Below are 13,842 nucleotides of genomic sequence, written 5' to 3' on the forward strand. Positions count from 1 at the left end.
GATAGAAAATGAGTAGCGTAGAAATTCTGGTTCCGGACCTTCCTGAATCTGTTGCAGATGCCACTGTTGCGACATGGCATAAAAAACCAGGTGACACCATTGAGCGTGACGAAGTGCTGGTTGAAATTGAAACTGACAAAGTTGTTTTGGAAGTACCAGCAAGCGAAGCGGGTGTTCTGGAAGCCATTCTGGAAGAAGAAGGGGCCACTGTACTGTCCAGACAACTGCTTGGTCGTATTCGCCTTGGTGACAGCACAGGTATACCTGCTGACGTGAAAGGAACAACAGAAGCAACACCAGCACAGCGTCAGACAGCTTCTTTGGAAGAAGAAAGCAATGATGCATTGAGCCCGGCGGTTCGTCGCCTGATTGCAGAGCATGACTTAGATCCTGCTGCAATCAGAGGCAGTGGTGTTGGTGGTCGTATTGTCCGTGAAGACGTAGAAAAACACATTGCTGCGAATAAAAAAGAAAGTGACAAACCTGCTGCGGCGGCAGCTGCTTCACAGACGTCTTCTCTGCCACACCGCAGTGAAAAACGTGTTCCGATGACTCGTCTGCGCAAGCGTGTTGCAGAGCGTCTGCTGGAAGCGAAAAACAATACAGCAATGTTGACGACTTTCAATGAAGTCAATATGAAGCCAATTCAGGAACTGCGTAAGCAGTATGGCGACGCGTTTGAAAAACGTCATGGCATGCGTTTGGGCTTTATGTCTTTCTATGTGAAAGCAGTCGTTGAAGCACTGAAACGCTACCCAGAAGTTAACGCTTCTATTGATGGTACTGACGTGGTTTACCACAACTATTTTGATATCAGCATTGCGGTATCCACACCACGTGGCCTGGTAACACCAGTTCTGCGTGATGCAGATGCACTGAGCATGGCTGAAATTGAGAAAAGCATCAAAGAACTGGCTATCAAAGGCCGCGACGGCAAATTGACCGTTGAGGAACTCACTGGCGGCAATTTCACCATTACCAATGGCGGTGTTTTCGGTTCCTTGATGTCTACGCCGATCATTAACCCACCACAAAGTGCGATCCTCGGTATGCATGCCATCAAAGATCGCCCAATGGCAGTCAATGGTCAGGTTGAGATCCTCCCGATGATGTATCTGGCGCTTTCTTATGATCACCGTTTGATTGACGGTCGTGAATCAGTAGGCTTCCTGGTGACCATCAAAGAAATGCTGGAAGATCCAACACGTTTGTTGCTGGATGTATAGCATCATTATTGGCGAAATGTGTTGAATACCGCCAAGTCTGAAGTAGTACGACGTTGATGTAAGAATGTATATGCAGGCCAGTCCTTTTTGGACTGGTCATATCCAGAGCAACAAGATTATACCTTATAGATTTCGCGATGCTGTGCGATGGCAAGAGAGTGAATCCCCGGGAATATAGATAACTATGTGACTGGAGTGAGCGAAGGCAGCCAACAAAGCAGCAACGTGAAAGATGACAGGTATAGAAGGTAATTTACCTTTCTTATACTAAATTATGGATAGAACATCATGAATTTACACGAGTATCAGGCAAAACAACTTTTTGCACGGTATGGTTTACCAGCACCAGCTGGTTATGCTTGTACCACTCCGCGCGAAGCAGAAGAAGCAGCATCCAAGATTGGTTCAGGTCCTTGGGTCGTTAAATGTCAGGTTCATGCAGGTGGCCGCGGTAAGGCTGGTGGCGTGAAAGTCGTCAACAGCAAGGAAGATATCCGTGCGTTTGCTGAACAATGGCTGGGTAAACGACTGGTAACATACCAGACAGATGCACAGGGGCAACCTGTTCATCAGGTCTTGGTAGAAGGTGCAACCGATATTGCCAAGGAGCTGTATCTTGGGGCTGTTGTTGACCGTGGTACACGTCGTGTAGTGTTTATGGCCTCTACTGAAGGTGGCGTCGAAATAGAAAAAGTGGCGGAAGAAACGCCCGAACTGATTCATAAAGCAATCATCGACCCACTAACTGGCCCTATGCCTTATCAAGGCCGTGAATTAGCGTTCAAACTCGGTTTGACAGGTAAGCAGGTTGGTCAATTCACCAAAATTTTCTTGGGACTGGCTAACTTGTTCCTGGAGCGTGATTTAGCTCTGGTTGAAATCAACCCGTTGGTTATCACAACGCAAGGTGACCTGATCTGTCTGGATGGAAAATTAGGCGCAGATGGTAACGCGATGTTCCGTCAGGCTGAATTGCGTGAAATGCACGATCCTTCACAGGAAGATCCGCGTGAAGCTCAGGCGGCTCAATGGGAACTGAACTACGTTGCACTGGACGGCAACATCGGTTGCATGGTGAATGGTGCGGGTTTGGCAATGGGTACCATGGACATTGTCAAACTGCATGGCGGTGCACCGGCAAACTTCCTTGATGTGGGTGGTGGCGCGACTAAAGAGCGTGTGACCGAAGCATTCAAGATCATCTTGTCAGATGAAAATGTTAAAGCGGTTTTTGTAAATATCTTTGGTGGTATTGTCCGTTGTGACCTGATTGCTGACGGTATTATTGGTGCGGTGGAAGAAGTGGGTGTCAACGTACCGGTAGTCGTTCGTCTGGAAGGAAACAATGCTGAATTGGGTGCTAAGAAACTGGCAGACAGTGGTCTGAACATCATTGCAGCAACCAGTTTGACAGACGCAGCTAAACAGGCAGTAGCAGCAGCGGGGAATAAATAATGTCTATTTTAATCGATAAAAACACCAAAGTGATTTGTCAGGGTTTTACTGGCAGCCAAGGTACTTTCCACTCCGAACAAGCGATTGCTTACGGTACTCAAATGGTTGGTGGTGTAACACCCGGTAAAGGTGGTACTGAGCATCTGGGCTTACCGGTATTCAATACCGTGCGTGAAGCAGTTGAAGCCACGGGTGCGACAGCGTCTATTATTTATGTTCCGGCTCCATTCTGCAAAGATTCTATTCTGGAAGCGATTGATGCGGGCATTAAGCTTATCATCACGATTACAGAAGGTATCCCGACGCTTGATATGCTGACAGTGAAAGTAAAACTGGATCAGGCTGGTGTTCGCATGATCGGTCCTAACTGTCCGGGTGTTATCACTCCGGGTGAATGTAAGATCGGGATTATGCCTGGTCATATTCACAAAGCAGGTAAAGTCGGTATCGTATCCCGTTCTGGTACATTGACGTATGAAGCTGTTAAACAGACGACTGATGCGGGCCTGGGCCAGTCTACCTGTGTTGGTATCGGTGGTGATCCAATCCCTGGTTCAAACTTTATCGATATCCTGAAGCTGTTCCAAGAAGATCCACAAACCGAAGCCATCGTTATGATTGGTGAAATCGGTGGTACAGCTGAAGAAGAAGCCGCAGCGTACATCAAAGAGCATGTCACTAAACCCGTCGTTGCTTATATCGCGGGTGTAACCGCACCTAAAGGTAAGCGCATGGGGCATGCTGGCGCAATTATCGCTGGTGGTAAAGGAACCGCTGATGAGAAATTTGCTGCACTGGAAGCGGCTGGCGTGAAGACTGTTCGCAGTCTTGCTGATATTGGTGATGCAGTAAAAGAGCTATTGGCATAATCAATTATAAAATAAGCTATTTTTATAGAAAAGGCTGCCGTAAGGTGGCCTTTTATTTTATTTATTCATAATATTAACAGCGGGTTAGTCAGGTTATTGAGAAATTACATTCAAACTTAATTGAACTGATTTTAATGGAATCTATTTATTTCATTAATTAAATTTAAAATATAGAAAAAATATATTTTTCTATTATGAAAAAGAAAAGTTAATTTTATAAAGCATTTTAGAGCAAAAAATAAATTAAAGTTCATTGTAAATAACAAGCTGTTAACATTGGATAAACCAGAATGAAATAACAGTTGTAAAGATTAACAAACTAAGAGAAAAATTGACTAAAATCAACTTATTAATCTGGATAATATTCGTTAAACTTGATTTAATTGATTTAAAATATATAAATAGTGCCTCCGAGAATGTATGCATTGTTGACCTATATTCAGAATTCGAAGCTGAATCACGTAAATCTTATTTATTGTATGTGAATATGGGCGTAATATTATTGTGGTATATACTGGATTTAGATTTAAGTTAATAATTCATTATTGTGTTTTAGGCATTTATTGCTGGTAGTTACGAGACTTTTTTATGAAGTCGGGTTGCCGCAAGTCGGTGTCTTCCTGCTAGGAGCAAGGAGTCAAGATGTTTGATATTGTCGAACTGTCACGATTACAGTTTGCTTTAACTGCCATGTACCATTTCCTGTTCGTGCCATTGACGCTTGGTATGGCGTTTTTGCTTGCGATCATGGAAACGGTATATGTCCTTTCTGGCAAACAAATCTATAAAGATATGACAAAGTTCTGGGGCAAGTTATTTGGTATTAACTTTGCTCTGGGTGTTGCAACGGGCTTGACCATGGAGTTCCAATTCGGGACGAACTGGTCATATTTCTCGCATTATGTTGGTGATATTTTTGGTGCACCGCTGGCTATCGAAGGTTTGATGGCATTCTTCCTCGAATCCACATTCGTTGGTTTATTTTTCTTCGGGTGGGATCGTCTGAGCAAGAAACAGCATTTGGCGGTCACTTGGCTGGTTGCGTTAGGTTCTAACTTTTCTGCTTTGTGGATACTGATTGCGAATGGTTGGATGCAAAACCCGATTGCGTCTGATTTCAATTTCGAAACCATGCGAATGGAAATGGTAAGTTTCAGTGAACTGGTACTTAATCCGGTTGCTCAGGTGAAATTCGTTCATACTGTTGCTGCGGGTTATGTTACAGGCGCTGTTTTTGTGTTGGGTATCAGTTCTTACTATTTACTCAAAGGCCGGGACATCGCGTTTGCTAAGCGTTCTTTTGCTATTGCGGCAAGCTTTGGTATGGCTGCGGTATTGTCTGTTATCGTTCTGGGTGATGAATCCGGATATGAAATGGGGGATGTGCAGAAAACCAAATTAGCGGCGATTGAAGCAGAGTGGGAAACTCAACCTCCTCCGGCTGCGTTCACACTGATTGGTATTCCAGATCAAGACACGATGGAAAATAAATACTCCATCCAAATTCCTTATGTTTTGGGTCTGATTGCCACTCGCTCCACAGATACCCCTGTTGTTGGCCTGCGTGATTTGATGGGGCAGCACGAGCAGCGTATCCGCAACGGCATCAAAGCATACGGGTTGTTGGAAGAACTGCGTTCAGGTGTTACGGACCCAAGTGTTCGCCATGCATTTAATGAAAGCAAGAAAGATCTTGGCTACGGTATGCTTGTCAAACGTTATACCGAAAACGTCACTGATGCGACAGAAGAACAGATTAAAGCAGCTGCCAAAGATTCTATTCCACGTGTGGCGCCGCTCTATTTCGCATTCCGTATCATGGTTGCCGCAGGTTTTATCATGCTGTTGGTTATCGGCCTGTCATTCCTGAGCGTGATCCGCAATCGTATCGGCCAGTATAAATGGTTGCTGCGGGCAGCACTGTTCAGCATTCCATTGCCGTGGATTGCCGTTGAAGCCGGATGGTTTGTTGCAGAATATGGCCGTCAGCCATGGGCAATCGGTGAAGTTCTTCCAACCGCTGTTGCAGCCTCGACACGCAGTGTTGGTGATCTGATTTTCTCAATGGCATTGATTTGTGGTCTGTACACCTTGTTTTTGATCGCGGAAATGTTCTTGATGTTCAAATTTGCTCGTCTTGGCCCAAGTAGCCTCAAGACCGGGCGTTATCACTTTGAACAAAAAACAGTTTCTTCAGCGAACAATATTGAGTAAGCAGGAGTCCACTTATGCTTGATTATGATGTATTACGATTTATATGGTGGCTGCTGATTGGTGTGTTGCTGATCGGTTTCACAGTGACTGATGGTTTCGATATGGGAGTAGGTATCCTGCTGAAAATCATCGGTAAAAACGATACCGAACGCCGCATCATGATTAACTCCGTTGCGCCGCACTGGGATGGTAACCAAGTCTGGTTAATCACTGCGGGCGGAGCGCTGTTTGCAGCATGGCCAATGGTATACGCTGCGGCCTTCTCTGGCTTCTATGTGGCAATGATCCTGGTTTTAGCAGCCCTGTTTTTCCGTCCGGTTGGCTTTGATTACCGTTCAAAACTGGAAAACAGTAAATGGCGCAATATGTGGGATTGGGGGCTGGTTATCGGTAGTTTCGTTCCTGCGCTGGTCATTGGTGTCGCATTTGGTAACTTGCTGCAAGGCGTTCCGCTGGCAGTGGACTCCTACCTGCGTGTTTCCTATGAAGGTTCATTCTTCGGTTTGCTGAATCCCTATGGCCTGTTGGCTGGTGTGATTAGCCTGATGATGATAGTGACGCAAGGCGCAACTTACCTGCAAATGCGTACTGTGGGTGAATTACATCTGCGTTCCCGCATGGCAACCCATATTTGCGCAGCGATTACAGGCATTGCCTTCTTGCTGGCAGGAGTATGGCTGATTTATGGTATTGATGGCTATGTCGTAACAAGTGGCTTGGACGTTAATGGCCCATCTAACCCGCTGCACAAAGAAGTTGTCCAGCAGGCGGGGGCATGGCTGACTAATTTCAATAATTATCCGATCCTGTGGGCGATACCGGCATTGGGTGTTTTCCTGCCTTTGTTGACAATGCTGGCAACGCGTTTGGATAAAGGTGCGTGGGCATTCTTGTTTTCATCATTGACGGTGGCCTGCATTATTCTGACCTCCGGAATTGCGATGTTCCCGTTTGTTATGCCATCAAGCTTAAACCCGAATGTCAGTCTGACGATGTGGGACGCGACATCCAGTCAGTGGACGTTGCAAATTATGTTCGTTGTTGCGCTTATCTTTGTTCCTATTGTGTTGTCTTACACCATTTGGTGTTACTACAAAACCTTTGGGCGTCTGGATAAGAACTATATTGAAAACAACAAACAATCACTGTACTAAGGAGCATAGGCATGTGGTATTTTGCTTGGATTCTGGGAACGCTATTAGCCTGTAGTTTTGCTGTTATTGCAGCGTTGGCACTCGAGCATAATGAATCAGAAAAAGCGGCAAAGAGTGACGAAAAATGATGTTGGTTGATAAATGCGATCAACTTATGAATAAGGGCCTGGTGAGGGCCCTTATCCTCATTATGGCGTTGGCGCTTGCTTCATGTGTATTTTGGGACCCTGCGCGTTTTGCCGCTAACACAAGTTCATTGCAGATTTGGCAAGGCATTTTCCTTATCTGGTCAGTGTGTTCTGGGGTGACTTTTGGGATTGGATTTCATCCCAAGCGTATTATTTGGCGTCTGTTTTTTCATCCCTTACCTGCATTTTTTATTCTTCTTTTGGGTTTATATCATTTCTTTAAATAAGTTAATGACATTGGGATTAATGTCATACCAATATCAACGTTATTTTGCGGCAATTTAATTTATTGCAACATAAGGCCAAGTGCATTTCATTCGTGTCCTGTGGAATACAGACATAATCTTCTGAAGGACACTTATATCGTATTAATGGAATGAGATAATGATAATTTTGTGTATTTAACGAATAACGATTTAGCTTTATTCGTAAATCCAAAAAGTTGTTTATTATTCATGAAACTCTTGCCACCTTTTCAACGCTATTTTAAAAAGTGACTTTGGAAACGAGAATCAATATCATCCAGGGCGAAAAATAGTCATGTTGATAGCATAGAGCCGCGTTATATTAAGTTGTTTACAAATGATTGGGCTTATGTTGATTGGCTTTTTCATTACGGAAAATATTAAATTGTTATTTTTATAAACTGTTTTTGAATGTAACAACACAGTTTTTTAACATTTTCAATGAAAATTAATTATATTTATTTAATAAATAAGGTTGTGGCAGGGGGGGTTCTTTTCATGAGGAACAACCCATGTTGTTGCTGGTGATGGTAACTTCAATAAACAGCTCGCTTTTTATGCAGGCTGTTTGGTGTTCATCTATATTATTAGAGTCTTATGTGACGGTGGTCTATAAATTTTTTTGACTTCTTTTAATGACAAGTCATTCCAAAGCGTCATTCTCTTAAGTATAGTGACAACGTCAATTCGCCTGAATAGGATTATATGAGTAATATGTTGTTCCGTTGGCCTATCCGTGTTTATTACGAAGACACAGATGCTAGTGGTGTGGTCTATCACGCACGGTATTTGTTCTTTTATGAACGCGCCCGTACAGAGATGTTGCGTGCAAAAGGCTACAACCAACAATACATGCTGGATAAGCAAGTTGGCTTTGTTGTCAGCCGTATGACTATTGACTACCGGAAACCAGCAAAACTGGATGATCAGCTGGTTGTTGAAAGCGAAGTTACGACTATTCGTGGTGCTTCCCTGACATTTATTCAACGAATTGTTGATTGCAATGGCGTCGTCATTAGTAGCGCAGAATGTCTGGTAGTCTGCGTGAATTCATCTCAAATGAAGCCGATTGCGCTTCCAAAGTCTATTGTCGCGGAGTTTAAGCAGTGAGTGACATGAACATCCTTGATTTATTCCTTAAGGCAGGTTTTTTGGTACAGCTGATCATGTTGATTTTGATTGGCTTTTCTATCGTGTCTTGGGCGATTATTATCCAACGAACAAAGATCCTGAATGCAGCAAGCCGTGAAGCTGAAGCATTTGAAGATAAGTTTTGGTCTGGCATTGAACTGTCTCGCCTTTATAAAGAAAGTCAGTCACGCCGTGATTCCTTAACTGGCGCTGAACAAATTTTTCATTCTGGTTTCAAAGAGTTTGCCCGTTTGCATCAGGCAAACAGCCATGCACCTGAAGCCGTGGTGACTGGCGCGTCCCGTGCCATGCGCATTTCACTGAACCGCGAAATGGAAACACTGGAGAACCACATTCCATTTTTGGGAACAGTCGGTTCTATCAGCCCTTATATTGGCCTGTTTGGCACAGTTTGGGGAATTATGCATGCTTTTATTGCCTTGGGTTCCGTAAAACAGGCGACTTTGCAAATGGTTGCACCGGGTATTGCAGAAGCCCTGATTGCAACAGCCATCGGTTTGTTTGCGGCAATTCCTGCAGTTATGGCTTATAACCGTTTGAATCAGCGTGTTAATAAACTAGAGCAAATCTACGATAACTTCATGGAAGAATTTTTAGCGATCCTTCATCGTCAGGCTTTTGCTTCCAATACCAATAAGTCGTAATAAAGTAAGGGGAAATCAGCAAATGGCGCGTACTCGTAGTCGCAGACGTGAGCTAAAATCTGAGATCAATATCGTCCCCTTGCTGGACGTATTGCTGGTGTTATTGCTGATATTTATGGCAACAGCCCCGATTATCACGCAAAGCGTAGAAGTCGATTTACCTGAGGCAGTGGATTCCAAAACCGTTTCCAGCTCTGATAACCCGCCAGTTATTGTGGAAGTTTCTGGCGTTGGGCAGTACAACATGGTTGTCAATCAGAAGCGCCTGGAATTACTACCTGAACAGCAAATCGTCGCTGAAGCTCAAACTTTGATGAATGCCAACCCGAAAACGATTTTTTTGATTGGTGGGTCTAAAGAAGTTCCTTATGATGAAATTATCAAGGCGCTGAATATGCTTCATCAGGCGGGGGTAAAGTCGGTGGGATTAATGACTCAACCTATTGGAGCCTGACGACGGCTATCACTTAACGTTTCTGGATGTCGATTGTGGAAAAGACAAGCGAGAAAAACAATAAGCTGAATCGTGCCATTATCATTTCGGTAATATTGCATATTATCCTGATCGGTCTTCTGATTTGGGGTTCTTTAGAGCAAAAAACGGAAATGGGAGGAGGTGGCAAAGACGGTTCTGTCATTGATGCTGTGATGGTCGATCCCAATGCGGTTGTCCAACAATATAATCAGCAGCAACAGCAACAAGCTAATGCCAAGCTTGCTGAACAACAGCGAAAGAAAAAAGCTGAGCAACAGGCAGCTGAATTGCGGGCAAAGCAGTCTGAAGAACAAGAACGTTTGAAAGTCGCTGAAGAAGAACGCATTAAAGCTCAGCAGGCAGCAGAAGCTCAGAAAAAACAGTCTGAGGCCGCAGCCGCTAAAGCCCGTGAAGAACAAAAACAGGCTGAAGAAGCGGCAGCAAAGGCATTGGCAGAGAAAGAAAGATTATTGAAAGAACAGGCAGAAGCTCAGCGGAAAGCTGAAGCCCAAGCGAAGAAAGAAGCTGAAGAAGTGGTAAAACGTAAAGCGGCGGCTGAGGCAGAAGCTAAAGCAGAGGCCAAAGCTAAGGCTGCTGCGGAAGAGAAAGAGGAAGCCAAGGCAAGAGCAGAGGCGAAAGAAAAGGCTAAGGCTAAGGCAGAAGCGAAGGCTGAAGAAAAGCAAGCTCAGGATGTTAATGCTCTATTGGGAGGGTTAACATCAAAAACACCGAAACAGGGTGGGGCGGCAGCCGCCGGAAAAGGTGCGAATAAGAAAAGTGGCCCTTCTGATTCTGATATCAGTAAATATAAAGGGCAAATTCAGGCTGCAATCCAGAAAAATTTTCACGATCCAAGCCTGTATATTGGCCGTACTTGCGAGTTAAACATAAAGTTAGCATCAGATGGACTCTTGATTGATGTGAAAGCAGGAAGTGGCGATACCGCATTGTGCAGGGCGGCACTTGCTGCCGCAAATCAAACAAAAATGCCACGTCCACCAAGTAAGGAGATTTATGAGCACTTCAAGGATTTCAAACTAGACTTTAAGCCCCAGTAAGGTAAATATTTGGCATATAATTATTATTTGCTATGTAAACCTTCGAATAATTTATAAGTACAAACAAAATTATTAGATTTTATTTAGGTATCTAGTTTTGTTTGTTAGCGTTTGTTAGAATCCGGCGGATTATTGCGGACAGAGATAAAATCGCGATAAGGGAGAGATGATGAAGCAAACTTTTCAACAAATGTTTGAACAGAAGTTTAAGATAATACTGGGCTTTTTGATGATGTGGGTGTCGTTTGCCCATGCTGAAGTTCGTATTGAAATTACAAAAGGTGTCGATTCTGCCCGTCCGATTGGTGTTGTTCCGTTTCAATGGACTGGTGAAGGCAATGCCCCGGAATCTATTGCCTCAATCATTGGGGCGGATTTGAGAAACAGTGGGAAATTTAATCCCATTGATGTTGCCCGTATGCCACAACAACCAACGACTGCATCAGAGGTAACTCCTGCGGCGTGGTCTGCGCTCGGGATTGATTCCGTAGTTGTCGGGCGTATCCAGCCAAGTGCTGATGGTAAGTATGTTGTTTCTTACCAGCTTGTTGATACTGCAGGCGCGCCGGGTACGGTATTGTCACAAGAGCAATTTACCGTTGAACGAAAATGGTTACGCCTTGCTGCACACACAGCGAGTGATCATGTATTTGAAAAACTGACCGGGATTAAAGGGGCATTTCGCACCCGCATCGCCTATGTTGTTGTCAACAGCAGTGCGAGTAAATTCCCATATCAATTGCGTGTTTCGGATTATGATGGTTATAACCAATTTCCTGTCCATGATTCACCTGAGCCATTGATGTCGCCGGCATGGTCACCGGACGGTTCCCAGCTTGCCTATGTAACGTTTGAAGGTGGCCATACTTCTTTGGTTATTCAGACATTGGCAACAGGCAAAAATCGCCAGATTGCTTCATTTCCTCGTCATAATGGAGCGCCTGCATTTTCGCCAGACGGGACTAAGCTTGCTTTTGCCTTATCTAAAACAGGCAGTTTGAATCTTTATGTGATGGATTTGGCTTCTGGTCAGATTCGTCCAGTGACTGATGGCCGCAGTAATAATACTGAGCCAAGTTGGATGCCGGATAGCCAGACATTGGTTTATACCTCTGATCAGGGTGGTCGTCCACAGTTATACAAAATCGATATTAACGGCGGTGCTCCACAACGCTTAACTTGGGAAGGATCACAGAACCAAGATGCTGATGTTAGTCCAGACGGCAGTTTTGTTGTAATGGTTAGCTCAGCAAATGGCAGTCAGCATATCGCTAAACAGGATCTGGCAACGGGATCTGTCCAAATTTTGACGGATACGTTCCTAGATGAAACGCCGAGTATCGCACCTAATGGCACTATGGTGATTTATAGCTCCACTCAAGGGTGGGGAACTGTATTGCAGCTAGTTTCGACTGATGGGCGTTTCAAAGCGCGTCTTCCGGCAACCGATGGACAGGTGAAATCCCCTGCCTGGTCGCCGTATATGTGATGCATAATAATATGTATGGCAAACTATAAAAGGATCAAAGAGATGCAACTGAACAAAGTGCTAAAAGGGCTGATGTTAGCTTTACCAATCATGGCCGTAGCAGCGTGTACTACTAATAAAAATGACAGCAATGATCAGTCTGGCTCTGTAGGCACAGTTGATAATTCTTCTACTACAGCAACAGGTCTGTCTGCTGAAGAATTAGCACGTCAGCAGATGCAACAGCTGCAAAACAACAATATCGTATACTTTGGTTTTGATAAGTATGATATTAACAGTGAGTTTGCTCAGATGCTGGATGCACATGCTGCATTCCTGCGTACTAACCCATCTGTTAAAGTCACTATCGAAGGTCATGCCGATGAGCGTGGTACTCCAGAGTACAACATCGCTTTGGGCGAGCGTCGTGCAAATGCAGTGAAAATGTATCTGCAAGGTAAAGGCGTTTCCGCTGACCAGCTGGCTATCGTTTCTTACGGTAAAGAAAAACCAGCTGTTACAGGTCATGACGAAGCAGCGTACGCTAAAAACCGTCGTGCTGTAATCGTATACTAAGAGTAATGCATGAACAGTAACTTCAGACGTTGTGTATTGGGTCTGTCGTTATTGGTTGGCGTAGCGGCTCCTTGGGCCGCTACCGCCCGAGCGCCAATCAGTAATGTCGGCTCAGGCTCCACCGATGAGCGCCTTTCCCAGTTAGAGCGTATTTCCGACGCTCACAGCCAATTATTAACCCAACTTCAGCAACAGCTTTCTGATTCTCAACGCGATATTGATACACTTCGTGGCCAAATACAGGAAAACCAGTATCAATTGAACCAAGTTATTGAGCGTCAGAAAGATCTTTATCTACAGCTAGATAAAATAACGAATCCATCAAGTGAAGAAAGTGGCAATGCGACTTCTTCAGCACAAACTGGTAAAGCAAAAGTTGCAGCGCCAACAAGTACGGGAAATGAAAAGGGAGACTATGATGCTGCCGTTTCTTTGGCGATTAACACCAAAGAATATGATAAAGCGATTGTAGCCTTTCAGAATTTCGTCAAAGCTTATCCAAAATCTAAATACTTGCCAAATGCCAACTATTGGTTAGGGCAATTAAATTACAACAAAGGCAAAAAAGATGATGCATCTTATTATTTTGCCACTGTTGTGAAAGATTATCCCAAGTCACAAAAAAGCAGTGACTCTCTGTATAAAGTCGGTGTAATCGTACAGGAAAAGGGGCAAAAAGATAAAGCGAAAGCAGTTTATCAGCAGGTCATTAAACAATATCCCGGAACCAATGCAGCAAAAATGGCTGAAAAAAAGCTTTCTGGGATGTAATAATTATTCCCGAAAGGTCAAAGGTTGGCCTTTTGGGGAATAATTGCCTGATTAATAAACGCTTAATTTATTTTTTTAAAATAAACGTTGCACCAAGCTGAGAAATCAGTAATATAAGCCGCCGTTGGCAGGGATAACTGCCAAACAGATTTAAACGGGTCGTTAGCTCAGTCGGTAGAGCAGTTGACTTTTAATCAATTGGTCGCAGGTTCGAATCCTGCACGACCCACCATTTAAATCTCAAAATTAAATAGACTTCCAAATGGGTCGTTAGCTCAGTCGGTAGAGCAGTTGACTTTTAATCAATTGGTCGCAGGTTCGAATCCTGCACGACCCACCATTTAGGT

Annotated in this window: 14 protein-coding genes and 2 tRNA genes; all 16 read left to right on the forward strand. The window is 44.1% G+C overall.

The genetic code is table 11. The features are described 5' to 3' along the window. Positions 1 to 8: 8 nt before the first annotated feature. The 16 genes from odhB (at position 9) to Xsze_RS11825 (ending at position 13,835) form a co-directional block, all read left to right on the forward strand. Entirely contained in the window at positions 9 to 1,226 is a 1,218-nt protein-coding gene (odhB, locus tag Xsze_RS11750) for a 2-oxoglutarate dehydrogenase complex dihydrolipoyllysine-residue succinyltransferase (RefSeq protein WP_038237341.1), read from the forward strand. Between the two features lie 288 nt (positions 1,227 to 1,514). Then, entirely contained in the window at positions 1,515 to 2,681 is a 1,167-nt protein-coding gene (gene sucC, locus Xsze_RS11755) for an ADP-forming succinate--CoA ligase subunit beta (RefSeq protein WP_038237339.1), read from the forward strand. Then, positions 2,681 to 3,550 carry a succinate--CoA ligase subunit alpha gene (sucD, locus tag Xsze_RS11760; protein WP_038237336.1) on the forward strand — a complete coding sequence of 290 codons (870 nt, stop codon included), beginning with the start codon at positions 2,681 to 2,683 and terminating at the stop codon, positions 3,548 to 3,550. The genes sucC and sucD overlap by 1 nt, the downstream gene beginning before the upstream one ends. A 642-nt stretch (positions 3,551 to 4,192) precedes the next feature. Next, on the forward strand, positions 4,193 to 5,764 hold the full coding sequence (cydA, locus tag Xsze_RS11765; protein WP_038237334.1) for a cytochrome ubiquinol oxidase subunit I: 1,572 nt from the start codon (positions 4,193 to 4,195) through the stop codon (positions 5,762 to 5,764). A gap of 14 nt (positions 5,765 to 5,778) precedes the next feature. Beyond that, a complete protein-coding gene (gene cydB / locus Xsze_RS11770) occupies positions 5,779 to 6,918 on the forward strand; it encodes a cytochrome d ubiquinol oxidase subunit II (RefSeq protein ID WP_038237332.1) in 1,140 nt (379 codons plus the stop codon). An 11-nt stretch (positions 6,919 to 6,929) separates the two neighbouring features. Continuing rightward, positions 6,930 to 7,046, forward strand: a complete 117-nt coding sequence (gene cydX, locus Xsze_RS11775) for a cytochrome bd-I oxidase subunit CydX (RefSeq protein ID WP_071991773.1) — start codon at positions 6,930 to 6,932, stop codon at positions 7,044 to 7,046. Further along, complete coding sequence (ybgE, locus tag Xsze_RS11780; protein ID WP_407078804.1) at positions 7,046 to 7,333, forward strand: cyd operon protein YbgE; 288 nt, start codon at positions 7,046 to 7,048, stop codon at positions 7,331 to 7,333. The genes cydX and ybgE overlap by 1 nt, the downstream gene beginning before the upstream one ends. A gap of 723 nt (positions 7,334 to 8,056) precedes the next feature. Continuing rightward, complete coding sequence (gene ybgC / locus Xsze_RS11785) at positions 8,057 to 8,461, forward strand: tol-pal system-associated acyl-CoA thioesterase (RefSeq protein ID WP_071991772.1); 405 nt, start codon at positions 8,057 to 8,059, stop codon at positions 8,459 to 8,461. Next, positions 8,458 to 9,147 (forward strand): Tol-Pal system protein TolQ, encoded by a 690-nt coding sequence (gene tolQ, locus Xsze_RS11790; RefSeq protein ID WP_038237326.1) that lies wholly within the window; start codon positions 8,458 to 8,460, stop codon positions 9,145 to 9,147. The genes ybgC and tolQ overlap by 4 nt, the downstream gene beginning before the upstream one ends. 22 nt (positions 9,148 to 9,169) lie before the next feature. Next, entirely contained in the window at positions 9,170 to 9,601 is a 432-nt protein-coding gene (tolR, locus tag Xsze_RS11795) for a colicin uptake protein TolR (RefSeq protein WP_038237323.1), read from the forward strand. 35 nt (positions 9,602 to 9,636) lie between these two features. After that, positions 9,637 to 10,680 (forward strand): cell envelope integrity protein TolA, encoded by a 1,044-nt coding sequence (gene tolA / locus Xsze_RS11800; RefSeq protein ID WP_038237423.1) that lies wholly within the window; start codon positions 9,637 to 9,639, stop codon positions 10,678 to 10,680. A gap of 190 nt (positions 10,681 to 10,870) precedes the next feature. Then, the gene (tolB, locus tag Xsze_RS11805; protein ID WP_038237421.1) at positions 10,871 to 12,169 is read left to right on the forward strand and encodes a Tol-Pal system beta propeller repeat protein TolB; all 1,299 of its coding nucleotides are present in this window, start codon (positions 10,871 to 10,873) and stop codon (positions 12,167 to 12,169) included. Between the two features lie 42 nt (positions 12,170 to 12,211). After that, positions 12,212 to 12,724, forward strand: coding sequence for a peptidoglycan-associated lipoprotein Pal (pal, locus tag Xsze_RS11810; RefSeq protein ID WP_038237321.1), 513 nt, complete (start codon positions 12,212 to 12,214; stop codon positions 12,722 to 12,724). A gap of 9 nt (positions 12,725 to 12,733) precedes the next feature. Beyond that, complete coding sequence (gene cpoB / locus Xsze_RS11815; RefSeq protein ID WP_038237319.1) at positions 12,734 to 13,495, forward strand: cell division protein CpoB; 762 nt, start codon at positions 12,734 to 12,736, stop codon at positions 13,493 to 13,495. Between the two features lie 156 nt (positions 13,496 to 13,651). Next, a tRNA-Lys gene (locus Xsze_RS11820) sits at positions 13,652 to 13,727 on the forward strand. Positions 13,728 to 13,759: 32 nt separating this feature from the next. Continuing rightward, positions 13,760 to 13,835, forward strand: a tRNA-Lys gene (locus Xsze_RS11825). Positions 13,836 to 13,842: the final 7 nt, after the last annotated feature.

The organism is Xenorhabdus szentirmaii DSM 16338 (assembly GCF_002632585.1).
Taxonomy (GTDB): Bacteria; Pseudomonadota; Gammaproteobacteria; order Enterobacterales; family Enterobacteriaceae; genus Xenorhabdus; species Xenorhabdus szentirmaii.